Consider the following 23,267-nt stretch of genomic DNA (forward strand, 5'->3'; position numbering starts at 1 on the left):
GTGGCCTCCACTAAAATACAACGCTCCGCCGCATCTGCGTCATCAGGCAGAGGCGAAATGCGATCTTCTGAATTTATGGCCGCTATGGGCAGATCATCCTTTGCAAAGACGGCAAGTGGTATAGCCGCTATATCCATCCACCAGCCCTACACCAATCTCTGATTCCTAGCATCAATAGCTCCTTTTTTCGAAGCGGGTCTGTGCTGTATCCCGCACGAGAAAGCTGTGCACTTTTCCCGAGACACTATGGACCCCTGTTAGGATGTAGGCAGCCAGTTCGATTCGTCGGTTTTGGAATCGTGCGGCGCAGTTGCTTTTGAGTATCCCCACTTCGCAGTACGCCTTCACAACCGAGGAGCGTCGCCGATGTGGCAATCAAAGCACCAACCACGCATCAAGAAGACATGCGACTTCTGCAATGGGTCCGCCTTCGGCCTCATGCGCCGGCACAGCGGGGGCAAGACGTTCTGCTCCCCGCACTGCGAGGCGTCGTTCACTAACTGCCGGATGATCGAAGGGCCGGAGTTCGTCCCCGGGCCGCACGGCGACTTCATCGCCGCGCTTCGTTACCCGTGAAAACCCAGCCTTGTCGGATTTCCCTTCGTCCCGGCAAGCCAACTGCTCCCGCTTCACAGGCGGGAGACTTTTTGGACGTGATATACTTAAGGGAGTTACCAGCTAGCCTTGCGGCTATTGGCGGCTTCCTACTCGCAAAGCGGGGAGCTACCAGCCGCTTTCAATCGTGAAAGACATACCTGTCCCTGTCGGAAACTCAATCTTGCTGGCAACTGATATCGGTTCGGGCGATGCTCCTGCCTTATGCGAGAGGGCTGTAGCCGTTGGCGTTGGTCGGAGCGTTCTGGTCGCGGGTCTCCATTGAGGCAATGAACAAGGACGCGCCGATATCACGTGCCGTCGAGACAGCCGGACGCATTCTCTGTCGACCGATTCTGGGCGGACTGCACCATCAATATGTTCGGATTTAATTTGCGGTAAGGACAACTATATAATGTGACGCGCACGCACCTATTGTTGGACAAGGATGCGCCCCTATCGCGCACGGTTCAGAGAGCAGGGCGTGTTTTTCGCTTCCAATCCTGGGTAGCCTGCATCACCAATATGTTCGGATTTGATTTGCGATAGGCACAACGCCCGAGCTTAAGTTTTCGGTACACACAGGGGGATCGGCGCGCCGCGAGCAGCGCGCGGCAGCGCCAATACCCGCATTGGGCGAGTGCTGGTACTTGCGGTCGATGAAAGTGAAAGTCCGTGCCTCAACAAAACCCGCCGGCAAGGGAGACCACCGGCGGGTCTTTGGTCGGAGACGGTAGCCCATCCCAAAGGGCTAAATCAATGAGTGGGCTGCACATCCGGTCCGAACTGACAATAACTGATGCAGCCTGCGGCATAAATTCACTGAACCGTGAGCAACTAAAATCAGAAATAGCGATTAGGATGGCTTAACAGGTCGCGGCAAGACCAGGTTGCTTGCTCACGCGTCTGGCCTTGATCGTGATCTTTTCAAAACGGGCAAACTCGCGCCTTCTTGCGGCGTCGGGATTTACCCTCGTGAAAGGGAGACAACGAACATGGCCACTTCTTATCCTCTCGACCACACGTCACGACGACCAGGAGCGGTCGCTGCAGACGGACAGGTGATCCGGCACATCGGTTTCTCCGATCTTCTCGAAGCCTTGCGGCTGGGCTGGGAAGACTTCAAGGCGGTTCCCAGCCACGCCATCGTCCTATGCGTTATCTATCCCATAATCGGAATTCTGCTGTGGCGGATGGTGCTCGGCTATTCGGTCTTGCCGATGCTGGTTCCGATCGCCGCCGGCTTTGCTCTCATCGGGCCGTTTGCGGCGCTTGGACTTTATGAACTGAGCTATCGGCGCGAACTTGGTATGGAAGCGTCCGCCTGGCACGCATTCCGCGTGTTGCGGGCACCGTCATTCGGATCGATGCTTGGACTGGGCGCGCTGCTGCTCGCTATTTTTGTCGCTTGGGTGATAACGGCGCACGCGATCTACGTGTCCACCTACGGCGATACCCCGGCTTCGGCAATTCCAGATTTCCTCACGCGGGTCTTCACCACGTCCGAGGGCTGGCGCATGATCATGGTCGGCGTCGGCGTCGGATTCCTGTTCGCAGCCGTTGCCTTGTGCATCAGCATTGTGTCGTTCCCGCTGATGCTCCACCAGCACGCCGACATGAGCGATGCCATGATGACGTCGATGCGCGTGGTGGCGAAGAATCCAGTTGCGGCCGTGGAATGGGGTTTGATCGTTGCCGTTTTGCTGGTGATCGGGTCGATTCCCTTCTTCCTCGGCCTCACGATCGTCATGCCGTTGCTCGGTCATGCGACGTGGCATCTCTATCGCAAGGCGATCGAGAGCCCGTTGACGTCGTCAGCACACGAAGTCCCGGAAACGGAGAAAGAAAAGCGCTACGCGGCCGATTTCCCGTCCGTCTTGTTCCCGCCTTACGGGCACAAGCACCGATATTTCGATGGCTCGGATTGATGAAAAGACGCCCACAGGCCGTCTCGATGTCTGCGGCTATTGAGTTCGCGGGGGCATTGAGGCGGCCGCAACGTCCATATCCGCATCGGTATCTGCATCCAAATCTGTCCCTACCGGCTGAGTGATGTTGGACCTGTGCAGACGGATCTGGCGGATGTTCACGGATCTTTTCCGTCGCGAGCTACGCTTGAGGCCGAGATTTTGGTCTTGAGCCAATAAATCAATGTGCTGCGGCGAGGGGCGCCTCGCAACGCTGTCAACCCAATTGAGCGACTGATTTTCATTGGTCTTTACCGGTTGCTCCCTCAGACCTGTCGTGCGCTTGCGATCGTTAAGCCGGACACTGTTATAAGATGGCACCGCGCGGGCTTCCGATCGTATTGGCGCTGGAAATTGTGACGCCGCTGCGGCCGACACAACGGTGTCATTGGAATCCTTCGTAACCACGCTGACGGGATCGCCGCGATGGACCTTTTCGTGGTGCCGACAATCTTCTTTCGTCCTGTCTATGGATTGCTGATCATGGGCCATGGCCGGCGGCAGATCCTGTGGTTTGGGGTCACCGCGCATTCGACGGCTGAATGGATCGCCAACCAGATAACGGAGGCGTGTGGTTGGGAGCAGGCCCCTCGTTACCTGATCCGGGACCGCGATGGCGCATATGGCGAAATATTCATGCGTCGGGTTCGGTCCATCGGTATTCGAGACCTGTCCCTATCGTAAACCTAATCGAGCTGGTAGTTGATCGAGAATTGGACGATGCTGTCGTGGGATGAAGGACGTTTGTAGACTCATTGGGTGGATGGTTGTCGATCTGTTTCGATCGCGGGCAACGCTTGAGGCAGAGATTTGGACGCTACGGCAGCAAAAAACGTTCTGCGGCGAACGGCTCCAACGAAACACGCCTTCAGCGCCATCGACCGGTTGATATTGGTTGGTCTCTATTGGCTGTTCCCTAAAGTTCGCGACGCGTTGGCAATTGTGAAGCCGGAGATGGTCGTCCGGTGGCATCGTGCCGGGTTCAGATCGTACTGGCGCTGGAGATCGCGTCGGCGCGGCGGCCGGCCGACGGTGCCGCTGGAAATGCGCGAGCTGATCCGCGAAATGAGCATCGCCAATCCACTGTGGGGAGCGCCACGAATTCATGGCGAGCTGCTCAAGCTCGGCATCGAAATCGGACAGACGAGCGTGGCGAAATATATGACCAGGCGAAGAGGCCCTCCGTCCCAAGGCTGGAAGACGTTCCTCCGCAATCATGCCGACGGCATCGTGGCGATGGATTTGTTTGTCGTTCCGACAATCTCGTTCCGTCTGCTCTATGGCCTGTTGATCATGGGGCATCGTCGGCGACAGATTCTATGGTTTGGCGTCACATCTCATCCGAGCGCAGAATGGATCGCAAATCAGCTCGTGGAAGCATGTGGCTGGGAGCAGACGCCCCGCTATCTGATCCGCGACCGGGACGGGGCTTATGGCGAGGTTTTCATCCGAAGACTTCGATCCATGGGGATTCGCGATCGACCGACGTCGCCGCGCTCCCCATGGCAAAACGGCTATGCTGAACGACTGATCGGTTCGATCCGACGGGAGTGCCTTGACTATGTTGTTGTGTTCGGCGAGCGGCATCTCCGTCACGCGCTGCTGTCGTATATGAATTACTATAATGAGACGCGTACGCACCTGTCGTTGGACAAGGATGCGCCCCTATTGCGCACGGTTCAGAGAGCAGGGCGTATTCTTCGTCTTCCAATCCTGGGCGGGCTGCATCACCAATATGTTCGGATTTGATTTGCGACAGGTACAACCACGAAAGCATCGGCAATCTCACTCCCGCCGACGTCTACTTTGGGCGCGGCGACATCATCATGCTGGAAAGGGAAAGGATCAAACGCGAAACCATCAAACAACGCCGCTTGCTTCATCGACAAGCGGCCGCCTAAAATGACAATCCTGATGGGCCAGAGCCTCCGTTAGCTCACACCGCCGATGGTCCCAAAATCTCCGACGACGGACACACCATCAATATGCCCGGATTTGATTTGCGGTAGGCACACCCGAATTCCCATGGCGCGCAATCGACGGGTGACAACCACGCCACCCCCCGTAGAGCTTCGGAGGACAGCTTTCCGCGAGCGGAGCCACGTGAGCGATCTTCATGGCGTCGCGTTTCCTGCTGCTAAATTGCGGATTGATAGAGCGAGGCGTAGGCTTTCGCCGAATTGGTCCAGCTGAACGCTTGGCCCATGGCTGCTCGCCGCATTCGATCGAGGCGGTCTCTCGCGCCGAACGTGGAGAAGGCGCGGCACAGACTGCTTAGGAGACCATCTGAAGAAGGACGTTCGAATAAGAAACCAGTCTGACCGTCCTGAATGGTTTCGGCCAAGCCGCCCGTGCGATGGCCGATCGGCAACGAGCCAAAACGCTGGGCGTACATTTGGCTGAGACCACACGGTTCAAAGCGCGAGGGCATCAAGGTAAAGTCACTGCCCGCGAAGATGCGGCGCGCTTCGTTATCATCGAAGCCGATCCGCACCGCGACGGCTCCCGGGTGGCTTATCTGGGTCTGCCGCAACGCTTCCTCGAACTGCGCTTCTCCTTTACCCGTGACGATGATCTGTCCGCCAGCATCGACGATCGCCTTAGCATTTTGAATGACGAGATCGACACCTTTCTGGTGAACAAGCCGGGCGACAAGCGCGAAGAGGGGACCGCGCGAAACTGCCAGTCCGAACTGACGCCGAATTTCCCTGGCATTCTTAGATCGACTTCGCCAATCCCCAGCGTCGAAGGTCCGGGTCAGGGACGTGCAAGTCCGCGGGTCCCAACTTTCGTCGATGCCGTTCAAAATGCCAGATAGCTCGTTCTTTTCGGCGCGCTTACGGAGAATGCCCTCCAGGCCGCACCCGAACTCGGGCGTGGTGATTTCGGCGGCGTAGGTCTGGCTTACCGTCGTCAGCTGGGAAGCGTAGACCAGACCGGCTTTCATGAGGGACAAACGGTTATAGAACTCCACGCCATCTATATGGAAGGATTGAGCCGGAATGCCGAGGCGAAACAGCGCGTCTCGGGAGAAGACGCCCTGATAGGCGAGGTTATGAATCGTGAACACGCTCGGGAGTGACCGCTGCGACCATTCCAGGTAGGCCGGTATCAGCGCGCATTGCCAGTCATTGGCGTGGACAAGGTGTGCAGACCAGTCCTTGTCGATACTGCCCAGAGCGATCTGGGCCGCCGCGTAAGAGAACGTTGCGAAGCGGACGTCATTGTCCTGCCAATCGACGCCGTGCTCATCACTATAAGGAGAGCCTGGCCGCTCGAAGAGTTCGGGACAAATGACCACGTAGTAGGGCATGCCGTCAGTTGCATGCCCCTTGCCCACTCGAAAGGATGGAAGGCCGGCGAACGCGGGCGAGTTGCCGACGACCTCTAGATTGGCGAGACCGCGGCGCACTTGCGGATAGCCTGGTACGACGACACGGATATCAGCGAGTGGCAGAAGAGCACGCGGCAAGGCGGCAGACACAGCGGCGAGACCGCCGACCTGCACAAAGTCGCACGTCTCAGGGGTCGCGAAGAGTATCCTCATCGCAAGCGACCCTTACCCGAATGACTGTTCATTGAAGCCCCCGAACGCCTTGGGGCAAGGCGCACCTCCTTCAAATTCCAAACGTCGGTTTTAGTTCCATGTTGTGATGAGTAATTTGTCCACGCCGGTCTTCCTGTGACGGCTGGCGCGGGGCCGCGTCGCCTCCTCGACGATCCAGCGCTTGTCGGCTTCGCTGAACCGTCGCCGATGCCCTTCACGTGGTCTTGGAACAATGGGCTCCGCTGCCGTCGAGGAGGGATAAGACCCCGGACTTACGAGGGGACTTAACGGCGGACTAAGGGGAGGACTTAAGGGGCGTCGTCGATACAACAGCTTCCGCTTGGGCGGCTGTGGCTCCACTTTAAACAACGATCGCCAGTTGCCAAACGCCTTGAGCGGAATGCCGTGCGCTTCACAATATTGACGTTGATTCAAGTCGCTACGCGTCCATGCCTCGTGATGCGCCCGCCAAAAATCCTCGCCTTGACGCCTCCACCCTCGATGTTCGCTCGTCATGCTGTTCTCTCCATCTTCAAATTGAAGACAGGAACAGATCGGGGTCGCTAACGATCGAACAAGGGTGCGAGAAATGGACGCTTACGAATTCCCCTGATCCGTTGCTCAAAATTCCCGGCAACGAATCCAAAAATTCCCTGCTCGGCCGAGCAGGGAATTTGCCCGCAAATCTTTGAATTCTTGTGAAAATCACTGGTCGGATTAGGTCCTGGCAGCAGCGATTTCGTAAATTCCCTGTTATTTTCCCTGTTAGCAGGGAAATCGCAACGGAGACCGGTTCGCATCCGACTGCGTCCGCCACCACCCAGTTCGTAGGGATCGAACGCGGTGGCACATCCCTCAATTTGTCGCGCAAAATGCGGGGTTTTGCCGATCTGTCTGGTCTCTGCGCGCGTCTCTGGCCTCAAAAATATCGCCAAAGGGCGGTCCGTCTCTGCATCGAAAATTCCCGTTCTTGGCTGAGCGGCAGAGACCGGTTCGCTGACTGGGTGAGGCAGCCAGTTCACCCCTGCAACTAATCGGTTGAACGGGACATAGCCGGGCGTCATGCTCCTTTACGAAGAGTGTAGATGGCGGTGGTCTGCCCGTCTGCTTGAATCGTGCCTTGGGGGAAATGGCAGAAACGCTTCCGCCTCGCGACTTGGAAAAGGCAAGACCAAAAAGGCGGTGACGCTCGTCAGCTCGGATCGATACCTAACGTTTCGAACTGACGATCCCATTCAAGCGGGAGCTCCCGCAGTTGTTCGAGACCGATGCCGCGTGGCAACCGACCTTCAACGGCAGCCTTGACGAGTGCGGGAGAGAGGAAGGCCAACGACAAAGTCATGTTGACGTGGCGCAGGCTGCATCGCTCGCGCTTTGCGATTGCTTGGGCATCTGTCGCCGAGTCCGTGACGAGTTCATCAAGCCAGCGCCGGCTGCGGGCAAGCGCTGCGACCAGCGTAGCGCGTCGCTCCAGCTTCATCGGGCGGAGCGGAAGTTTTGCGGAGGCCGGGCGCAGGATGGACCGCGCTCGTTTGGATGGTGGCTTGGTCCAGGAGATGACGATAGTGGAGCGGTCTTCTTCGACGTGATTGTCCGGATCCTGCTTCAGCTGCACGACGAGGCGGGTTTGCTGAACCTCGATCCGCTCAATCAGCGAGCGCGCGAATGCGTTGTCGATGAGACCGGTCGCATTAAGCTGCCGATGCTTCGGCTCCAGGACAACCTTGCGGACCTGGTCGTCGACATCGTGGGCAGGGATTCGAGAGACTGAACCAACTGCGGCGGTCGCTGCATTCCCGAACAGCAGTGGCCGCGAGACATAGTAGCTGTAGTGCCGACCTTTCTTCTGGGCCCGGGTCGGCGCCATGCGATGGCCGGCGTCGTCAAACATCAGACCGGTCAGGAGATGGCTGAAGGAGGTCCGGGTTCTGGTCTGATGACTCCGCTGGTCCGTGAGCATCGTCTGGACGCGCTCGAACAGGTCGCGATCCAGGATCGGGGGCTGCTCGCCCGGATAGATCTGGCCCTTATAGTTGACCTCGCCAATGTAGAAGCGATTGCGCAGCAGATGGAATAAGGCTCCACAGCCGAACGCAACACCGCCCCGAATTGTTCCGGTCTTGAGAACGCGCCGCCTGCTGACGATGTTGCAGTCGTTAAGGTCGCGCATCAAGGCACGGACACTGCCAAGGTCGAGATAGCGGCCAAAGATGTGACGAACCCGTTCGGCTTCTTCCGGGACGACGGCCACCTTACCGTTCTCCATGACGTAGCCGAGGGGGAGGGGACCTCCGACCCAGATGCCCTTCTTCTTGGAGGCCGCAACCTTGTCCCGGATACGCTCCGAGGTGACCTCCCGTTCGAACTGAGCAAAGGACAAGAGAACGTTGAGGGTCAGGCGTCCCATGGACGTTGTGGTATTGAACTGTTGGGTGACCGAGACAAACGACACCCGATGGGCATCGAACAGCTCGACCAGTTTGGCGAAGTCGACGAGCGAGCGGGTCAGACGATCGACCTTGTAGACCACAATGACATCGATCTTGCGGGCCCGGATATCCTCCAGCAGGTTTTGAAGTGCCGGCCGGTCGGTTGATCCGCCGGAGAAGCCGCCATCGTCATAGCGGGTCTTGACCTGCACCCAACCGGCATGGGCCTGGCTTTTGATATAGGCACTGGAAGCCTCATACTGGGCATCCAGCGAGTTGAACTCCTGGTCGAGGCCATTGTCGGTCGAGACCCGGGTATAGATCGCGCACCGGACGAGCTCTCGGGCCAACGCTTTTCCCGCCCTCACGGCTCATCCTCCCCACCGACCGTGCTATCCCGCAGGCCAAAGAAGCGGGGCCCGCTCCAGCGGGTACCGGTGATGGCGAAGGCGATCGCCGAGAGGCTGTCGTACCGTGTCCCCTCCCACAGGAAGCCATCCTCAACGACGATCGCCCGATGGTTGGTGCCGTTCCATTCCCTGGACAAGATAGTGCCGGCCTTCAACTCGACCTGGCCCCGGTCGAAGGCGACGAGCTTGGCCATGATGGATTCGGGTGTCTCCTTGTCGACAATACGATCAAGGAACTGGCGTATCGCCGGATCGAGATCGCCCGACTGATCTGCCTGTCGCCGATAGCTTACAATGGCTGTCTGGAGATGCTTCGGAAGATGCGCCAGCGCGGACCAGCTTGACCGACGACCACCAGACTGCGGTCGCTGACCACCGAGATCGCGACGGCCCGCGAGCTCGTTCTTCGCGGCCTTAGCCATCGTCAGGCCTGCTTCGCTGCGATGACGCGGTAGATGCGCTGATGCGAGACGACGATGGCGGGATAGCTCTTCTTCTCATCGAAGCCCGCGGGAAAATTGATCACCGCCGACATCACGATGGTCTCGTTGTTCGAATTGGCGAAGCTGATCTTGCCCATGGTCCGGTTCCTTTCGATTCCATCGCCTCGCGGCTCGTTGCCGCCGCTTTAGCAAGTCCCTTGCTGATGAACGCAATCTAGGCCAGAACGATTGCATCGATTAGACGGGTAATTTGTCTTTGGCTTATCATTGAGGTGATAAATTCGGCGAGACGAGATTGCCGATCTGGCGGCCTTCGTGGTGGTCGCCGAGGAACGCAGTTTCACAAAGGCGGCCGCCCGGCTCGGCATGGCGCAATCCGCGCTCAGCCAGATCGTGCGGCGGATCGAGGAGCGACTGGGGCTGCGGTTGCTGTCGCGCACGACACGCAGCGTGGAGCCGACCGATGCCGGCGAGCGGCTGCTCGCGACGCTCGGTCCGATGCTGCACGATCTCGATGCGGCGATCGCCTCATTGGGTGAGTTGCGCGACCGGCCATCCGGCACGATCCGCATCACCACCGTCGAACACGCGGCAAAGACCATCCTCGTGCCCGCGATGAAGCGACTGCTCAAAGACAACCCGGATATCACGGTTGAGATGACGATCGACTATGGGCTGGCGGATGTCGTGGCCGATCGCTTCGATGCCGGCGTTCGCCTCGGCGGTGAGATGGCGAAAGACATGATCGCGATGCGCATCGGCTCTGATATCCCGATGGCGATCGTCGGCGCGCCGGACTATTTCCGCGCGCACCCCGCACCGGCGTCACCGACCCAATTGATCGATCATCGCGCGATCAATCTGCGGCTGCCGACCTCTGGCACGCTCAATAGCTGGCGGCTGAAACGCGGCGGCCGCGACGTTCGCGTGCGAGTCGAGGGACCGTTGATCCTCAACACCATCGACCTGATCCTCGATGCCGCGCTCGACGGCCACGGGCTCGCTTATCTCCCGCTCGATCAGGTCCAGCACCATTTGGATGGAGGGCAATTGGTGCGGGTGTTGAGCAAGTTCACGCCCGACCTTCCTGGCTATTACCTCTATTATCCGCACCGGCGTCACGCTTCGTCGGCCTTCACGCTTCTGGTGGAAACGCTGCGGTTTCGGGCGTGAAAGCGATTGTCCTGGGGCGCTCCCCGAATACGACGAGCCTCCGTTGATGACGGCGGCTCTCTAAAACGACTATCGATTAGCTTTGGGAGAGTTTTAGAGGGCTATAGCGTAGACATAGTTCGCATCATCGCCTGAAACGGCGCGCCAAAATCCCATTTCCACTACTTAAGTGCCCAAAATTGCCGCCGATCATCAACACGCGGCTTGCCCGCGTATCTGTCGGTAAGTGCGGCCCAATCTTCGAAAACTGCGCTTCCGTCAGCTCGACTCATCATGCTCCCCTTCGGGAGCCTGAATCACAACACGCCGATCACGCCAACGCATTTATGGGTCCGGACCCTACGCAAACAAGCTCTCACCCTCACGCCCGCTAGTTCAAAAATAGCTCATTGCTGATTCTGGCTATTACAGCCGTCGTATCTTCGAGGACAAATGTTTGCATTCTTCCACGACCCTGAGGGACCAAATCTTCTCGGGGTTACTTGGATGGCCGCTGTCATCTACCTCGTGTAGTCAGTTGTATATTTCTCAAACGTCTGTCCTTTGCTTGCAGGGTTCAACAGGATTTCGGCGACGATTTTCATCCAGACATTCATTGCAAAGGGCTTTTACGTAGGGTTGCGCTGATAGAATATAGAATGATGGTCGAGACCCATTCAGCCGATGTAGCCTCATGCGTGGTATTGCCGTTCGCGGCCGGCGGCGAGGGGCGGAACCGCGCGAAGCTATCAAATGCACAAGTGCGAATGCTGAGATACGAAGTGCTGAGCGAATTGCGCGAACTAAGGAACATATGGGTGCGAGGACATTCAGCCGCACAGGCTGATCCTACCAGCGGTGAGTTTGCAGATGCCGTTTTGCTGAATGCGTTTGGATTCTGCACACACAGTTATTCTGGAGATGTCTTTGAGGATGCGAGTTAGCTTTGTTATAGCTAGGTGTGCTCTATCATTGGCAGGATAGGCAGCCATGTTACCGTCATTCTTCCGTTTTTCGACCGCGGCACTTCCAGAGCGTGAGCGGCTCGCAATGTTTCGCGAGGCGTTCGGTCGTAATTTGTCAAATATGGACATCATGCCGCTGGATGAGAACTGCTGGGCGGAGATCGAGCTTCGCGCGCTTCCATCGGCCTGCATCATGTGGGGAACCAACTCGGCGCATCGTTTCGAGATGCTGCACGACCGGTCTCGCGGTTCGGACGAATTAGCACTCCTGTGGGTTTCCTCACCAGACGGACGTCCGCCGAAGAGGCTGACGCAGGTTGGTAGAGATGTAACGCTCGACAGCGGAATGGCCGTGCTGACAACCTGCGAAAGTCCGCTTTCGGCAGTGTGTGCCTCTATGCCTCATCACACTACCATCAAGCTCGCCCGATCTCGATTACAGCCGCTTCTTACCAATCTGGACGACGCTCTGATGCGCCCGATCCATCACGAGTCTAAAGCGTTGCGGCTGTTGAAGAGCTATGTAGGAAGTTTTCGCGAAGAGCAACCGACAGGTGCGGAACTCGAGCATGCCGTCGTGACTCACATTTGTGATCTGATCGCGCTCGCTATTTGTACGGATCGCGATGCCAGAGAACTAGCGCGCGGTCGTGGTCTTAGCGCCGCTCGCCTCGATGCCGCGAAACGACTGATACTGAAAAACCTCAGCGATCAGCATTTCTCAGTAGCTGATGTCGCATTGGCGCAAGGTGTGACGCCCCGCTACGTCCAGATGCTGTTCGAGAGAGAGGGCACGACATTCTCCGCCTACCTGCTTGAACGACGGCTCGCCTGGGCGCACCGCAGATTGAGTGATCCGTCGCAGGCGGATCGCCAGATCGGTACGATAGCGCTCGACGCGGGTTTCGGCGACCTGTCGTATTTCAACCGCGCTTTTCGTCGGGGCTATGGCGAAACACCATCCGATGTGCGCTACCGGGCTCTGCGTGTCGGCCCACAGGGACGCTCACGACCGGATCGGTAAGCATCGGCACCTGGCGTGCCGAATCAACGACGTCGAACTTCGTTTCAAGACTATTGGTCGCTTCGTTCCTGCCCAAGCATCAAATCTGCTTCGCTTGTAGGTTCTTGGACCGAACGGCGATGTCAGCTTCGATAAGCAGGCAGCAGATTCAGGTTCTCGAGGAGGCACGCCCCGATGATGGTCGAGTTCCGGTTTCACACGCTGCGCTGCGTCCGAACGGGAGAGTCGGGAGCGGGCGAGCCCTATTTGTGGGCGGCGGTCGTCAGACTCGATTCAACGCTGCTGGGGCAGACCGACGACGGCCGGTTCCTGACCGGCGAGCCTCAATTTATGTTCAATAAGGATAGCCAGGGTAATCTCGGCGGTCCGATCACAAAGGGCAGACACCGCACGATCGATCCGGCCACCGGCAGGTTCGTCTTCGACCTCCAGCCGCTGAATCTCAATCTGGGGACGTTCGGGATCGAGACCGATGGCGCGGTAGGCTATGTCGCGGTGCTGCTGGAAGAGAACATGGTGCCGGCAAAGGCGATGGAAGCCGCACATCATGCGTTCAACGCCGTGATAAAGCGGCGGATGGGTGAGCTCCTGCGGCAGATCGATTTGATCAGCGTTGGCTTGGACATGCTGAGCAGGAAGCAACATCATGCAGACGCCTCCTCGACCGAAGAGGAGCAACGTGCCTCCGACAGGGAGAATCGGACCCTCGTTCGACAGGTATTAATGGAGCGTTTGGGAGATCAGATCGCGACCATCCGGGACGATGCGACGGACGAGATCGTCCGCATCGCGGCAGCCGAGGGAGGCGTCGGGGCCGGTGTCCTGCAGAACGTCCTCGCAGGAATATTCGGCGTCTTCCCCGCAGTCGGGTTCGACGTCGACAACTTTCGCGGTCTTGAGTTCGATGCGTTGATGGGCGACGACATTGCCGAGGGCGAACCGATCAGGGACCAGATACGCTTCGCTACTGAGAAGCCCATTGTCGGCGGCGGCGGCGGCGGTGGACCGGGTGCGAGCGCGCTCTATCTCATCGATTTCAGTTTCTCGCGCACCGATGCGATCGACCGGTGGCAATCGCTGGGCGGTGAGCTGACGGAGGCGCCGGCCGCCGCTTCGACGGGGGAGAACCGGCTTGACGTTTTCGCGCGGGCGACCAATGACGCGCTCTACCGGCGGAGCTGGACGGGCAAGACCTGGACCGGCTGGGAGGAGCTGGGCGGCCGACTGGCGTCGGCACCGGCGGCCGTCTCCTGGGGACCGGGCCGCCTCGACGTCTTTTTGAGGGGCATCAACAACAAGCTCTGGCAGTGGTGGAGCGACGGCCCGCGCAGCGGCTGGCAGGAACTGGACGGCGAGCTTACCTCGGCACCCGCCGTGGCTTCGCAAGAGCGGGGCAGCCTCGACGTGTTTGCCCGTGCCACGGACATGATGCTTTACCGCAAGAAATGGCGCGGCAGCTCATGGGGCGAGTGGACACCGGTACCGGGCAGCATCCGACTGACCTCCGATCCGGCGGCCGTGGCCTGGGGGAAGGGGCGGCTCGACGTGTTCATGCGAGGCGAGGACGCGGCGCTCTGGCAGTGGTGGACGAACGCACAGCAGAGCGGTTGGCAACGGCTCGGTGGAGAGCTGACATCTGGTCCCGCAGCGGCCTCACGAAAGGTGAACAGGCTCGACGTCTTCGCGCGCGGCACTGACGATGCGATCTATCATCTCGTGTGGAACGGTACCGCATGGAGCCAGTGGGAGACGCTGGGCGGCCGTGCGGCTTCGTCGCCGGCGGCCGTCTCATGGGGACCGAACAGGCTCGACCTGTTTGTCAGGGGAAGCGACAACACGTTGCGGCAGAGATGGTGGGACGGGATTTGGCATCCCTGATCGAAGGGCTGCCGCCCGTCCGAAAGTGAGGCACGGTGGCCCATTCGTGTTCATGGGCACGTGTCGTCTTCAACCGGGCCGTCTATCTACGGAGCACGTCATCATCAAGGATCGGAAGTCGAGGGCAGAAGTTGATCACCCCGTGCGAACAGGTAGTAATGGAATGAGCATCGAGTGTAGCGTCGCAGATATCTCCGCTGATGGGGCGTCTATCGATGTGCCGGACGCGCGCCACATCTCCGATCAGTTTCCAGATCCTGCCGTGATGCAGTGGCTCTCGCCATGCAATGCCTCATGGCCAAGTAAGTTGAACACGCCGCTATGGGGGAAGATGAATATGTCTTTACGACTATTTGCTTCGATATTCTCGTTCGTTCTTTTTGCGTCAAGCACCGTCTCCTATGCCCAGCCAGCGCCCTGCCAGAGATTTGTAGTTGAAATCCCGTGCTCAATGGTTCTCAAGAAAAAGCTTAGCGTTACGCGGGAGTGCGTTAGGTCATCCGCTTCGGATGATTTCCCGACCGCCGATGATTACCTGTACAATCAGGAGGTCTATCGTCGCACTGCCAAGGAAGCTTGCGAAAGGGCAGCCTACTTCAATGCGGCAGGTCATGACGGAGGCGTTGTTGAGGTCACGAGCGCTGGCATGTGTCAATTCAAGGACGCAATGGGTAACCCTGAAGCAACCCCTGTTTACGATCGATTAGTTTTGGACCGGATGTGCACCATGAAGGTGCGTGGCCCGTACAGTGAGCGATTAGAGAGTTTTAAGAACGGCTCCTCGGTGCCGATCAATAAGAAGACCGGAAAGCCCGTCTTCCCCGCGAAATGGGTAAAGAACTCCGACCTTTATTCTAACAAAATCGCTGAGCTTGAGAGTGTCGTTCCCGAATACGGCGCGGAATTTTACCTCGGTAAACAGCTGGAGATGTTCAGAGTACTGAACCGCTGGGCGAACAACAAAAAGCTCCTTTCCGACAATCAAGTGCGCGACAAGCCTCGCGTCAAGATGAATACGATCCCTGAGCACGACAACCAGGCAACGGCTCACCACATCATTCCACGTAAAGATAGCTTTGGCTGCGACTGCGGATCGAACTCGATCGACAACGCGGTTTTGATCCCCTATGTCACGAACAATGCCATAGGCAACAACGGATCGCATCCAACGTTACGTCGGACAATTCGAACCTGGCGTACTCCCGATTGACACCATGCACCATGCCAGAGCAAATCCGTCCTAGATTCGAGCGATGATCGTGCGCGTCCGCTGGCTAGACTGCTCTACACAAGTTCGCCAAACGAATTCTGGATGAGCGGCTTGAAATCGCCTTGCCTGCGATGATCGTCGACGAGCGTGGTGAGAAGGAAATTGTCATCCAGGCGGAGAAGCGGACGTTCGATCGGGCAATTCTAGAAACGAAAGACGGGCAAATCATTCCCGATGTCGTGGATCCTGCGCGACCGCCGCTTGATCGTTGAGTTCAAGGTGACCCATCCGTGCGACGAACAAAAGATCGCACGGATCCAGATGAGGATTCAGTCTGGCCGACGGGTCTGCATTTGGTTTCTAAATCCCTCCTTAAAAGCTCTGATTCTGAGATGATCTTTAAAATTTCTACCGAGTTGGTCATGTAAACTTCTACAGAGTGTTTAGCCGTGGTTCCGCGCGGCGTGTTGGACCGTGATGATGCGCGACAACTTATGTGACGGCACGCATTGAGCGCGGGAGAACGTGCAATGGTCGGCGGTAGCGTCTTCCACTCACTTGGAGGGTCGTTCAAAACGCCCCAGTTTCTCGCTATCGTTGCCGTTCGCACGGCACGACGGTCACTCATTGCTTCCGTACTCGCCGCCACTCTAACGCTGGGAAGCGCGGCGGTGTTCGCCCAGGACGCTCCCCCAGCGTTGGAGGCAATCGATCCTGCACATGCTCAATACACCCAGACTATTCGAGCGGGCGAACAATTAGCGTAAGCGTCTATTCCTGACACGTTATCTTAGTTGAGGATAGTTGCCGGGCGCCAGTTCCATGGCAAGAGCTGATCGAGCCGGCTCATGGGATGACCGGCCGACATGCGTTCAAGGATGTCCTTGAGATAGGTGAAGGGCTCGACGTCATTTAGCTTTGCCGTGGTGATGAGGGAGCAGACTGTGGCCCAGCGCTGAGCCCCGCCATCTGATCCGGCGAACAGGTGGTTCTTTCGTCCGAGCGTGACCGGACGAATGGCGCGTTCGACGGTGTTAGTGTCGAGCTCGATGCGGCCGTCATTGAGGAAGCAGCAAAGAGCATCCCAGCGGCTCAGGGCATAGCGAGTGGCATTGGCGAGCCCGCCGCGCGGCGGGATTTGGGCGAGTTGCATTTCGAGCCATGCTTTCATCGCCGTGACCAGAGGCAACGACTTTGATCGACGCATGCTTTGCCGTGCTTCCGCGGTCTGGCCGCGGATGTGGCTCCACTTTAAACAACGATCGCTAGTTGCCAAACGCCTTGAGCGGAATGCCGTGCGCTTCACAATACTGACGTTGATTCAAGTCGCTACGCGTCCATGCCTCGTGATGCGCCCGCCAAAAATCCTCGCCTTGACGCCTCCACCCTCGATGTTCGCTCGTCATGCTGTTCTCTCCATCTTCAAATTGAAGACAGGAACAGATCGGGGTCGCTAACGATCGAACAAGGGTGCGAGAAATGGACGCTTACCAATTAGCCAAAGCGGGAGATTATCTGGGCGCGCTCGAGCAATATAAGAAGGCTCTCGCTCTCGGACCGCCGACCCGCGCGCCCTATCCATTTTGCTCACTTACCGGGCAGGCTCATTGTGGCACCTCGGACGGTCAAGCGAGGCGCTGGCTGATCAGAATCGTGCCGTAGAGGCTGACGCGAATGGATTTGCGCTCTGGGCGCGCGGAGAAACATTGCGCAAACTAACACGTTACTCAGATGCGCTACGCGATTACGATGCCGTAGCGCAAATAGCGCCAGATTATGCGCCGACCCACCTCGGACGCGGGATCGTGCTTTGGCGTCTCGGCCGGAATGAAGAGGCGCGTCGCGCATTCGATCGCGCTGTGATCCTCCAACCGGACAGCTACACGCTTACCCAAAGAGCTGATTTTCTGATTGGACAGAAGGAGCTCGCGGAAGCAATTTCCGATTTTTCCGAAATACTCAAGTTTGATCCGTCTCACCTCGGCGCTCGCCTTAATCGAGCCAATGCACTGGCGCAATTGGGAGAGTACGACAAGTCCTTAGACGACTATAACGTTGCGCTGAATGCGCATGCGAGCGATTCCCGCATTTACAGTGGTAGGGGCTGGGTATTTCAGCGCCAATGCCTGATCGGGCGAGCGCGGAAAGAGTATCGCCGGGCTCTCGAACTGAGTCCAACCGATCCGCGACTAATAAACGTCTTAAAGAACTTGCCGCAAAACTGAACTAGAAAAATGCCGTGTCGACGGTACCCCTGATCTGATACCCGGACCTTATGCCATCAACCTTGCATAGAATGCTGCTAGGCACTCAAAGCTGCATTTCGCGTTAAACGGCGCGATCTTGGCCTGCCCCTATGAGGTTGGTCCGGTTTCAATCTTAATGCATGATGGGCTGGAGCTGCCCGTTTTGTGGTCCAGATGTCAGGCAATTTCTCGAGCTGTTTGAGTTTGTCGTGCGAACTCGTTCGGCGTCAAGTTGCCGAGCGAGGTGTGGGGCCGATCATTGTTGTAGTGGCACCTCCATTCCTCGATCCGTTCGATAGCGTCGGCCATCGACAGGAACCATGAGGCATTCAGGCACTCCGCCCGGACGCGACCGTTGAAGGCTTCGCAAAACGCATTGTCCGTTGGCTTTCCGGGTCTCGAGAAGTCGATCTCGACGCCATTGTGATAGGCCCACTGGTCGAGCATCTTGCCGGCGAACTCGGGGCCATTGTCGCAGCGAAGGGTCTTTGGCTTGCGGGGCGCCCCCCAAAGCCGATTTTCGACGCTCATCCGCCGGATCAATACGCGTAGCTCCGCGTCGATCCGCGGGCGCCCTCCCTGCGGGCGCGACTTCCAACGCCAATAGCGGCGAAAGCCAGCCCGATGCCAACGCACGAGCGTCTCGGGCCGGATGATGGTGAGAACCTTCAGGATCGACGGGAACCAGCGATACAGCTGGATAAAGAACCAGCGATCACTATTTGCGAGTCGAACACGGCCACGCAACTTGCGCCGCAAAACAATCAACTGATGTCGAAGCGCCGCGTTCTCAGCTTCAAGCCGCCACTTCGACTTGAATGGCGAGGCCAGGACAGCCAGAACGAAACAGAACAGCCCGATCATTCCACCAGCTTAGGCGATTCCATCACATCATCAACTCGGATGAGGTTTTCGGCACACACAGGCAGTTCGGGCGGCAATCACTGCGCCTTGGTTCAACGGGCAGACCGAGGGTCAGATCATGCGCCTCAAGCTTGTCAGACGGCCCGGGACCGAAACGACGGCGAGATCGCACTGCTCTACAACGGGAACCGTCGGCCTGAGATCGAGACCCTGTGTGTACCGAAAACCTAAGCTCGCGTAGTGGTGGTGAAGTCCGCCCAGGACGGCACGTGATTTGATGCTTCCGGTTCGCTGAATTTTGACGAGAGGTCGGTGTTCTTGTCCAAGAATATCGATGCGAGAGATCGCGCGGGTGCGCGAAGGTTTAGTGAGCGCGTTGCGGGGATCAAAATCAAGTCTGAGTTATAAGGAGACACCGCGCAGAAAGATTGATGTTCGGCCAAATACTTGCTTCTCCTGCCTCGCCGAGGAGGCCAAAGACGAGGCCGCAATACAAGCAAAGGGTCGCGGGTTGGCACTCAATCGCCTTGTAGATAACACCTGATCACGTTGATGGTAACGAACCGCCGAATTGAGAATTGGGATGTGCCGCCGGTTACTGTTCGTACGGCTGGTTGGGCGCTAACCGCATTTCCTCGAAGACCGCAACAATAGCGATCATTCGGCATCGTACGGCTGAGGGACTGCCGTCCCGTAACGCAACGTCCCGCCACGTTCTTCGAGCCAGAGCCGGATCTGGTTTGCGGTGACGGATCCGACGCCCGGTTCGGACAACAATTCGTCCCAAGTGTAGGCGGCGGCGATCACGGCGAGATGACGGCCGCGCTTGGCGACGGTCTTGCCGCCAGTCGATGCGTGGCGGCCATGAAGCAAAGCTTGGATGGCGCGACGCGGCAGGTTGCGGCGCGGGTCTTTCTCACTCGGATTCGGATAAAGCGCCCGCACGTCGTGCTCCTCGATATCGAGCTGCGCGGCGATGCGCCGATGATCCATGCCGAGCGTACGCAGGATCCCGACCTCGTCGCGCAGCCATACCAGGAAGCGACGCCGGTTGTAATTATGGTGACGCGGCGTCGAATCCTGCTGGATGGCGAGATCATTCTTAGCCAGCGTTAGCATAGGCACCTCGTATTGGTGTATTGGTGGGTGTCTGATTTAACCGCGGTGCACAAACTCGGACCTATCTACGATCGAGCATGATCTTGTCGAGAACCAGCTTCCACACTTTTGGCTGGCGCAACCCAAGGTTCGGAATTGCGCGTTCGGTCCCTTAGCCTTGCTAGGACTGTTCATTCTAGTTCGTCGACAAAAGTCATTTGTTACAAAATATTAGGGCCAAGAACGCGTTGGGAAGTACGCGTATCCGTATCTTGACTTAGTAGATAAGCTTTGTCGAAGCACGCTCGCGTCACGTCATTGATGAGACCACCGTTCGGTATCGAAAACCGCGCGCGTTCAATCGTAACGGCAAATCCCGCGAGCGCGAACAAAAAGGCGTACCCGGCCCTGCCGCTTGTACGTAGAAGTTAGGTTCATCTTGACCGTTAGGCGGTTCGAGCGCAACTTTCCTTCGGCTTACATGCGCGCGAAGCACGCCGCCCGGAGGCGCCTTTTTACCATTAGGGCAGGGCGATCAGGTCACGCCCATTTTCGTACAGAATATCGAGCGCAGATCGAATGGAAACGAGCCGACGAAGGCCGACTTTCCAAGACGGCAACGGTCTTAGTAAGAACTGGTGCTGCTTAATCCAAAGGAGATACATCCCCGACGGATGATGGCTTGGGCGACTCAATCTTGATCCCGACTTATGCGGTTGAGCAACGAGGCGGCGTCATGGAGCCGTCCGGCTTCATAAACGAGCTGCTCGATATCCATTGAGACTTCAACGCCTTCAGCAATTGCGCCGTTCTGGACACAGGCATCGGCGGCTCTAGCAATGCGTGCCGCTTCGCTCAGGCGGGTATGAATCTCGGCAATGATGAGTTGGATCGCTGGTTCTAGGTTGGCGCGCTCCATCGAGCCCTCCTTAAACGTCGGACCCACTACCGCTCTGCTGTCGCGCGATGTCGAGCGGAACCTGGATAATCTTGTGACGAAGAGCGGGGACGCTGGATCACGATGTGACCGCAGGGGGGGGAGGGGGGCTATTTCGCCGATGCGCGCCGGGATTTGGCCGGCGGCTTGCCGGCCATCAGATCCCGCAGCAGCTTGATGGGATCAGCCCCAATGGCCCGCACGATGGCAACGAACTCGATGACATCAATGCGGCGCTCGCCGCCCTCGTATTTGGCGACAAAAGATTGGGGTCGCCTGAGGCGGCGTGCCAGCTCATGCTGGGTCAGGCCGGCCTGCTTGCGGGCAGCCACCATCAGGGCGCAGAAGGCGGCCTGATCGGAGGAATGGACGGTTTTGCCGATCCCGCGGGCGGAAGTTGTCATCGCCCGGGTAGGCTGATCCCGAGACGGGATTATCCCAAAAAAGGATGATATTAACTCTGACCTGTTGTGTTTCACGGCAGGCTTGCTTTTTCCCCAGGGGATCGGCGGTGTAAACGCTCGGGCCGCGGCGAGATATTCGGCGATATCCAGCCTGCACCCACCGCCTTCCTATTTGGCGACAAGGATTGAGCCGGTCCAGCGCTTCGGCCAACTGTTGCTGGCTGAGTTTGGAATGATTTCGCTTTGCATCGACAAGCTCGATCAGTTGCCAAAGTCGACTGATTAGGGTCGTCTACCTAACGCCTCAAAATTTGGCGCTATGCGATCTGATCCGAAAATCGAATTATCCTAAAATAGGATTATATTAACCGACCTCGGGGATGGTGGTGCGGACAGCCTGAGGTTGTGCTGGACTTCGCCCTAGACGGAAGCGACGTACTGGTCCACCCGCCAGGCGGCTGTGGAATCAAAAACTCTCAGTCGGCATTGCGTAAAGGTGCAGCCGATCAATAAACGGAGTGGTCCATGAACATCGCGATTAAAGCAGCCTTAGGATGTGCGCTGGGAGCTGTGGTTGTTGGAGCACTCGTCGGCGGCGGCGGCCAAAGTGCAGCGCCCCCCGTCCCGAAGGTACCCCCTCCATCCGATCAGGCTCGTTTTATGTCAGCCATTATAGAGGCTCGGTCCCAATTTAGGTCGGCACCAAACGAATTGGCCGCCGGTGGAATTCGCAATACCAGGCAGCAGGCGATCTGCAGTGCTGTTGGAGGCCAGAACGCCTCTGGATGGATAGGAAAGGTCTCTTATCTCTCCACCAATGGCGATGGCCGTGGCGTGATCACACTCGAACTTGGGCCGGGCTTGCACGTCTCCACCTGGAATAATGCGATATCAGATTACTCCGATAAAACGCTGATTGATCCCGATACGCAACTCTTCAAATCTCTCGCTGCGATGAAAAAAGGCGACGTAGTCCGATTTTCAGGGTCGTTCTTTCCATCGAACGTCGATTGTCTGCGAGAGCAGAGCTTGACTTTGGCGGGATCGGCTCAGGCGCTTTCTGCATTTCGCCGGTCCAGGCGCGGTGATTTTGCCTTTGCGCCGAAGACGCGCCGCTTGGCGTTCGGCTGGTCAATCAAATGAACGCGCGCTACGGCCAGCATACGGGCGTTCGCGCGAACCACGCCAAAGGTGCCGTGTTTGAAGGTATCTTCACGCCGGCGCAGGGCGCGGACTCCTTCAGCTCGGCTGTCTTTCTCAAAGGCGCTCCGACGCCGTTGGTCATTCGCTTCTCAAATGCGGGCGGCGTCCCCGATGCGCCCGACACCCACCCTTCGACCGGCGGGATCCGGGGCATGGCCATCAAGTTTCGCCTCTCGGATGGCAGCGAGCAAGACATTGTCTGTATATCGGCCAACGGGTTTCCGGTGGCAACCGGCGAGGATTTTCTAGCTCTGCTCCAAGCCATCGGCGCGAGCGGCCCCAATGTCCCCAAGCCGACGCCGGTCGAGAAATTCTTGTCGATTCACCCTGCGGCAGCAGCGTTTGTCACCACGCCTCGGCCTGTAGCTGTCAGTTACGGCACGCAACCCTTCTTCGGCGTGAACGCGTTCAAGTTCACCAACACGCAAAAAACGAGCAAGTTTGGCCGCTATCGCATCGTGCCGGAGAGCGGCCCGGCCTACGTAACCGACGAGGAGGCGGCGAAGCGTCCTCCGAATGCACTAGCTGACAATCTACGAGCGTCACTCGAAGCAGGACCGGTCAAGTTTCACCTTTTTGTGCAGGTTGCTGCCGCTGAGGATCCAACCGCGGACGCTACGAAAGTCTGGCCGGATAGCCGTCCGACGATAGAACTCGGAGAAATCGCAGTCATCAAGGCGTTGGATACGAAGAAGATCGAGAACGATCTGCTGCCGACCAATGTGACGACCGGCATCGAAGCTTCGGATGACCCGATCATCAATACGCGTACCGAGGCGTATGCCGAGTCGTTCGGTCGCCGCACCAAATAGATCGTTCGCCAGGTCATATTGACAAAGTCGTGACCAGCAATGGCTCGACTTCATCGGCATCAGCCCAGACCCGAAAAAAGCCGA

22 protein-coding genes and 3 pseudogenes are annotated in these 23,267 nt (G+C 57.9%); 13 read left to right on the forward strand and 12 right to left on the reverse strand.

Annotated elements, in window-relative coordinates; genetic code table 11:
- Positions 1-366 precede the first annotated feature (366 nt).
- The 4 genes from ACZ5IL_RS08890 (at position 367) to ACZ5IL_RS08905 (ending at position 4,310) form a co-directional block, all read left to right on the forward strand.
- A complete protein-coding gene (locus tag ACZ5IL_RS08890; protein ID WP_464596379.1) occupies positions 367-576 on the forward strand; it encodes a hypothetical protein in 210 nt (69 codons plus the stop codon).
- Positions 577-1,589: 1,013 nt separating this feature from the next.
- Positions 1,590-2,522 carry a DUF2189 domain-containing protein gene (locus ACZ5IL_RS08895; protein WP_464596380.1) on the forward strand — a complete coding sequence of 311 codons (933 nt, stop codon included), beginning with the start codon at positions 1,590-1,592 and terminating at the stop codon, positions 2,520-2,522.
- Positions 2,523-2,987: 465 nt separating this feature from the next.
- The gene (locus ACZ5IL_RS08900; RefSeq protein WP_464596381.1) at positions 2,988-3,245 is read left to right on the forward strand and encodes a hypothetical protein; all 258 of its coding nucleotides are present in this window, start codon (positions 2,988-2,990) and stop codon (positions 3,243-3,245) included.
- Positions 3,246-3,371: 126 nt separating this feature from the next.
- A complete protein-coding gene (locus ACZ5IL_RS08905; RefSeq protein WP_464596383.1) occupies positions 3,372-4,310 on the forward strand; it encodes an integrase core domain-containing protein in 939 nt (312 codons plus the stop codon).
- 388 nt (positions 4,311-4,698) lie between these two features.
- Here ACZ5IL_RS08905 and glgA read toward each other — a convergent pair whose 3' ends face one another.
- The 6 genes from glgA to ACZ5IL_RS08935 form a co-directional block, all read right to left on the reverse strand.
- Positions 4,699-6,108: a glycogen synthase GlgA gene (glgA, locus tag ACZ5IL_RS08910; RefSeq protein WP_464596385.1), complete on the reverse strand. Its 1,410-nt coding sequence runs from the start codon at positions 6,106-6,108 to the stop codon at positions 4,699-4,701.
- Between the two features lie 90 nt (positions 6,109-6,198).
- Entirely contained in the window at positions 6,199-6,624 is a 426-nt protein-coding gene (gene tnpA, locus ACZ5IL_RS08915) for an IS66 family insertion sequence element accessory protein TnpA (RefSeq protein WP_464596386.1), read from the reverse strand.
- Between the two features lie 47 nt (positions 6,625-6,671).
- Entirely contained in the window at positions 6,672-7,172 is a 501-nt protein-coding gene (locus tag ACZ5IL_RS08920; protein ID WP_464596387.1) for a hypothetical protein, read from the reverse strand.
- A 128-nt stretch (positions 7,173-7,300) separates the two neighbouring features.
- Positions 7,301-8,905 carry a recombinase family protein gene (locus ACZ5IL_RS08925; RefSeq protein WP_464596389.1) on the reverse strand — a complete coding sequence of 535 codons (1,605 nt, stop codon included), beginning with the start codon at positions 8,903-8,905 and terminating at the stop codon, positions 7,301-7,303.
- Positions 8,902-9,369: a DUF2924 domain-containing protein gene (locus tag ACZ5IL_RS08930; RefSeq protein WP_464596337.1), complete on the reverse strand. Its 468-nt coding sequence runs from the start codon at positions 9,367-9,369 to the stop codon at positions 8,902-8,904. The genes ACZ5IL_RS08925 and ACZ5IL_RS08930 overlap by 4 nt, the downstream gene beginning before the upstream one ends.
- 2 nt (positions 9,370-9,371) lie before the next feature.
- Positions 9,372-9,527, reverse strand: coding sequence for a hypothetical protein (locus ACZ5IL_RS08935; protein ID WP_464596390.1), 156 nt, complete (start codon positions 9,525-9,527; stop codon positions 9,372-9,374).
- A 142-nt stretch (positions 9,528-9,669) separates the two neighbouring features.
- On the opposite strand from ACZ5IL_RS08935, the gene ACZ5IL_RS08940 reads away from it, so the two are divergent.
- The 5 genes from ACZ5IL_RS08940 (at position 9,670) to ACZ5IL_RS08960 (ending at position 15,891) form a co-directional block, all read left to right on the forward strand.
- Positions 9,670-10,563 carry a LysR family transcriptional regulator gene (locus ACZ5IL_RS08940; protein WP_464596873.1) on the forward strand — a complete coding sequence of 298 codons (894 nt, stop codon included), beginning with the start codon at positions 9,670-9,672 and terminating at the stop codon, positions 10,561-10,563.
- A 969-nt stretch (positions 10,564-11,532) separates the two neighbouring features.
- Positions 11,533-12,531, forward strand: coding sequence for an AraC family transcriptional regulator (locus tag ACZ5IL_RS08945; protein WP_464596391.1), 999 nt, complete (start codon positions 11,533-11,535; stop codon positions 12,529-12,531).
- 174 nt (positions 12,532-12,705) lie between these two features.
- Complete coding sequence (locus tag ACZ5IL_RS08950) at positions 12,706-14,409, forward strand: PLL family lectin (protein WP_464596392.1); 1,704 nt, start codon at positions 12,706-12,708, stop codon at positions 14,407-14,409.
- A 163-nt stretch (positions 14,410-14,572) separates the two neighbouring features.
- Entirely contained in the window at positions 14,573-15,619 is a 1,047-nt protein-coding gene (locus tag ACZ5IL_RS08955; protein WP_464596393.1) for a hypothetical protein, read from the forward strand.
- 122 nt (positions 15,620-15,741) lie between these two features.
- Complete coding sequence (locus ACZ5IL_RS08960; RefSeq protein WP_464596394.1) at positions 15,742-15,891, forward strand: hypothetical protein; 150 nt, start codon at positions 15,742-15,744, stop codon at positions 15,889-15,891.
- Between the two features lie 518 nt (positions 15,892-16,409).
- Here the strand turns inward: ACZ5IL_RS08960 and ACZ5IL_RS08965 are convergent.
- Both ACZ5IL_RS08965 and tnpA (ACZ5IL_RS08970) read right to left on the reverse strand, forming a co-directional pair.
- A pseudogene (locus ACZ5IL_RS08965) lies at positions 16,410-16,859 on the reverse strand (IS66 family transposase); the annotation flags it as partial.
- 25 nt (positions 16,860-16,884) lie between these two features.
- A complete protein-coding gene (gene tnpA / locus ACZ5IL_RS08970) occupies positions 16,885-17,025 on the reverse strand; it encodes an IS66 family insertion sequence element accessory protein TnpA (protein WP_464596395.1) in 141 nt (46 codons plus the stop codon).
- Between the two features lie 300 nt (positions 17,026-17,325).
- Here tnpA (ACZ5IL_RS08970) and ACZ5IL_RS08975 point away from each other — a divergent pair, with 300 nt between their 5' ends.
- The gene (locus ACZ5IL_RS08975) at positions 17,326-17,844 is read left to right on the forward strand and encodes a tetratricopeptide repeat protein (protein WP_464596396.1); all 519 of its coding nucleotides are present in this window, start codon (positions 17,326-17,328) and stop codon (positions 17,842-17,844) included.
- A 198-nt stretch (positions 17,845-18,042) separates the two neighbouring features.
- Here the strand turns inward: ACZ5IL_RS08975 and ACZ5IL_RS08980 are convergent.
- A pseudogene (locus ACZ5IL_RS08980) lies at positions 18,043-18,357 on the reverse strand (transposase); the annotation flags it as partial.
- Positions 18,358-18,778: 421 nt separating this feature from the next.
- On the opposite strand from ACZ5IL_RS08980, the pseudogene ACZ5IL_RS08985 reads away from it, so the two are divergent.
- Positions 18,779-18,970 (forward strand): annotated as a pseudogene (locus ACZ5IL_RS08985) (hypothetical protein); the annotation flags it as partial.
- Between the two features lie 416 nt (positions 18,971-19,386).
- Here ACZ5IL_RS08985 and ACZ5IL_RS08990 read toward each other — a convergent pair.
- The 3 genes from ACZ5IL_RS08990 to ACZ5IL_RS09000 all read right to left on the reverse strand — a co-directional run bounded on the left by ACZ5IL_RS08990 (position 19,387) and on the right by ACZ5IL_RS09000 (position 21,168).
- On the reverse strand, positions 19,387-19,848 hold the full coding sequence (locus ACZ5IL_RS08990; RefSeq protein WP_464596397.1) for a hypothetical protein: 462 nt from the start codon (positions 19,846-19,848) through the stop codon (positions 19,387-19,389).
- Between the two features lie 670 nt (positions 19,849-20,518).
- Complete coding sequence (locus ACZ5IL_RS08995) at positions 20,519-20,746, reverse strand: hypothetical protein (protein WP_464596398.1); 228 nt, start codon at positions 20,744-20,746, stop codon at positions 20,519-20,521.
- Between the two features lie 128 nt (positions 20,747-20,874).
- Positions 20,875-21,168, reverse strand: coding sequence for a helix-turn-helix domain-containing protein (locus tag ACZ5IL_RS09000; RefSeq protein ID WP_464596399.1), 294 nt, complete (start codon positions 21,166-21,168; stop codon positions 20,875-20,877).
- A 525-nt stretch (positions 21,169-21,693) separates the two neighbouring features.
- On the opposite strand from ACZ5IL_RS09000, the gene ACZ5IL_RS09005 reads away from it, so the two are divergent.
- Positions 21,694-22,311 (forward strand): hypothetical protein, encoded by a 618-nt coding sequence (locus ACZ5IL_RS09005; RefSeq protein ID WP_464596400.1) that lies wholly within the window; start codon positions 21,694-21,696, stop codon positions 22,309-22,311.
- Positions 22,308-23,183, forward strand: a complete 876-nt coding sequence (locus ACZ5IL_RS09010) for a catalase family peroxidase (RefSeq protein ID WP_464596401.1) — start codon at positions 22,308-22,310, stop codon at positions 23,181-23,183. The genes ACZ5IL_RS09005 and ACZ5IL_RS09010 overlap by 4 nt, the downstream gene beginning before the upstream one ends.
- Positions 23,184-23,267 lie beyond the last annotated feature (84 nt).

This window comes from Nitrobacter sp. CN101 (genome assembly GCF_055390255.1).

Excerpts from the sequence above, each read along its gene's own strand:
- ACZ5IL_RS08890 (WP_464596379.1), top strand. The coding sequence starts at position 367 with ATGTGGCAATCAAAGCACCAACCACGCATCAAGAAGACATGCGACTTC.
- ACZ5IL_RS08895 (WP_464596380.1), top strand. The coding sequence starts at position 1,590 with ATGGCCACTTCTTATCCTCTCGACCACACGTCACGACGACCAGGAGCG.
- ACZ5IL_RS08900 (WP_464596381.1), top strand. The coding sequence starts at position 2,988 with ATGGACCTTTTCGTGGTGCCGACAATCTTCTTTCGTCCTGTCTATGGA.
- glgA (WP_464596385.1), bottom strand. The coding sequence starts at position 6,108 with ATGAGGATACTCTTCGCGACCCCTGAGACGTGCGACTTTGTGCAGGTC.
- tnpA (WP_464596386.1), bottom strand. The coding sequence starts at position 6,624 with ATGACGAGCGAACATCGAGGGTGGAGGCGTCAAGGCGAGGATTTTTGG.
- ACZ5IL_RS08920 (WP_464596387.1), bottom strand. The coding sequence starts at position 7,172 with ATGACGCCCGGCTATGTCCCGTTCAACCGATTAGTTGCAGGGGTGAAC.
- ACZ5IL_RS08930 (WP_464596337.1), bottom strand. The coding sequence starts at position 9,369 with ATGGCTAAGGCCGCGAAGAACGAGCTCGCGGGCCGTCGCGATCTCGGT.
- ACZ5IL_RS08935 (WP_464596390.1), bottom strand. The coding sequence starts at position 9,527 with ATGGGCAAGATCAGCTTCGCCAATTCGAACAACGAGACCATCGTGATG.
- ACZ5IL_RS08945 (WP_464596391.1), top strand. The coding sequence starts at position 11,533 with ATGTTACCGTCATTCTTCCGTTTTTCGACCGCGGCACTTCCAGAGCGT.
- ACZ5IL_RS08950 (WP_464596392.1), top strand. The coding sequence starts at position 12,706 with ATGATGGTCGAGTTCCGGTTTCACACGCTGCGCTGCGTCCGAACGGGA.
- ACZ5IL_RS08955 (WP_464596393.1), top strand. The coding sequence starts at position 14,573 with ATGAGCATCGAGTGTAGCGTCGCAGATATCTCCGCTGATGGGGCGTCT.
- tnpA (WP_464596395.1), bottom strand. The coding sequence starts at position 17,025 with ATGACGAGCGAACATCGAGGGTGGAGGCGTCAAGGCGAGGATTTTTGG.
- ACZ5IL_RS08990 (WP_464596397.1), bottom strand. The coding sequence starts at position 19,848 with ATGCTAACGCTGGCTAAGAATGATCTCGCCATCCAGCAGGATTCGACG.
- ACZ5IL_RS08995 (WP_464596398.1), bottom strand. The coding sequence starts at position 20,746 with ATGGAGCGCGCCAACCTAGAACCAGCGATCCAACTCATCATTGCCGAG.
- ACZ5IL_RS09000 (WP_464596399.1), bottom strand. The coding sequence starts at position 21,168 with ATGACAACTTCCGCCCGCGGGATCGGCAAAACCGTCCATTCCTCCGAT.
- ACZ5IL_RS09005 (WP_464596400.1), top strand. The coding sequence starts at position 21,694 with ATGAACATCGCGATTAAAGCAGCCTTAGGATGTGCGCTGGGAGCTGTG.
- ACZ5IL_RS09010 (WP_464596401.1), top strand. The coding sequence starts at position 22,308 with ATGAACGCGCGCTACGGCCAGCATACGGGCGTTCGCGCGAACCACGCC.